The 1,343-nt window shown below is 60.6% G+C and carries 2 protein-coding genes; one reads left to right on the forward strand and one right to left on the reverse strand.

Going from position 1 to position 1,343, the window contains the following annotated elements:
* A partial coding sequence (locus BLT59_RS30420) for an integrase core domain-containing protein (RefSeq protein ID WP_244514215.1) occupies positions 1-387 on the forward strand: 387 nt, incomplete at its 5' end.
* A 568-nt stretch (positions 388-955) separates the two neighbouring features.
* Here BLT59_RS30420 and BLT59_RS31035 read toward each other — a convergent pair.
* Complete coding sequence (locus tag BLT59_RS31035; RefSeq protein WP_175544178.1) at positions 956-1,186, reverse strand: transposase domain-containing protein; 231 nt, start codon at positions 1,184-1,186, stop codon at positions 956-958.
* Between the last annotated feature and the right edge of the window lie 157 nt (positions 1,187-1,343).

Raw genomic sequence — 1,343 nt, forward strand, 5'->3', positions numbered from 1 at the left:
TGCCGATCGGCCATGACCGCCCAGGGCGGCGCGCTGCGCTCAGCATGGCTTCGCGCGCCGCCCCAGAACCGTCGAGCCATCTTCCCGATGTGCTATGGACCGGAGTTCGCCGGGCGCATGCTCGACCAATGGGCCTACCTGAACGGGGTCGAGATCGACTTCTACCGACCGGGCAAGCCGACCGACAACGCCTATATCGAGTCGTTCAACGGCCGTCTTCGAGCGGAGTGCTTGAACGCTTCGTGGTTCTTGTCGCTGGCTGATGCCCGTGAGCGCATCGAGGACTGGAGGTGCCACTACAACGAAGATCGACCTCACACGGCTCTGGGCGGCTTGACGCCCCGAGCCTTCACCAAGCAGGCTGTCACAGCCCGAGAACTTGCATAGGCCGTGGACCACAAACGGGGTCAACTCCAGGATTGTCGCTGTCAGCCGATGATACGGAGCGTCTGGAGGAGGCGGTGTCGGGTAAGAGCCCAAGCTACGACAGACCGAGCATATCAGCAGGATCGGCCACTCTGGGAGGCGCGGAGCCAACAAGCGGTCAACAGGCGCAGTCGAGCGTCAAACGGATTACAGGCGGACGGTCGGGCATATTCACTGGCCAGCATGACCGACGCGACCCCAGGTAGCCGAACGGCTTGACAGCGTTACCTCAAGGAAGGGCTTGGCTGTCATGCTGTGACCACTTCTCCACGTGCCGGTGCGCGCGGCTTCCGCCTCGTGATCTTCTGGCCGTCGCCAAACTTTGCGCAATTGCGGACTTTGTATACGGGACGTCCTTGAGCGTACCCTCGCTCCAGCGTGAACATCGCAATTCGGCAATTCTCGCAGGCAGGACGGCGGCCAAGTAGAGCTAGCCCTCAAAGCCATGGTATGCGAGGACGGTGCTTACAATCGAGTGATATGCTCTCAACGAGAAGCTGACCGCCTTCAAAATTGAGTTGGAGAGAGCCTACGCTACCGGCGGCGTCATCACTTGTCTGGACCGGCGCGTTGACGGATTGATCAGTTTGATGCGAGACGACATGAATAATAAGTGCTGTCCATAGGCCGCCGTTTTGAGGACTGGTGTAGCTTGGTAAGTTATCGGCAGAAGACAGTCGAGGCGGTGGTGCAGGTGGCCCTCAACGTTGCGAGTGATGACTTCGGCTAGGTAGGTCTGCGGCTCGACGCCAACGAGCATGCAAGTCTTGATCGACGAAGCAACCAAGGTACCGGTCAGGTCACCGCCGGAACGGCTAAGCTAGGTATTTGTCGGACGGGACGGACGGCGTCTTCACGACGACGGTGACGGCGTCTGTCAGCGCCTCGAACCCCGTCGCCTCGCCCGGCTCTGCGGT

Origin of the sequence: Methylobacterium sp. UNC378MF (assembly GCF_900103195.1) — a bacterium.
Lineage (GTDB): Bacteria > Pseudomonadota > Alphaproteobacteria > Rhizobiales > Beijerinckiaceae > Methylobacterium.

Coding starts and splice junctions, on each gene's coding strand:
- BLT59_RS31035 (WP_175544178.1), bottom strand. CDS start 1,186: ATGCTCGTTGGCGTCGAGCCGCAGACCTACCTAGCCGAAGTCATCACT.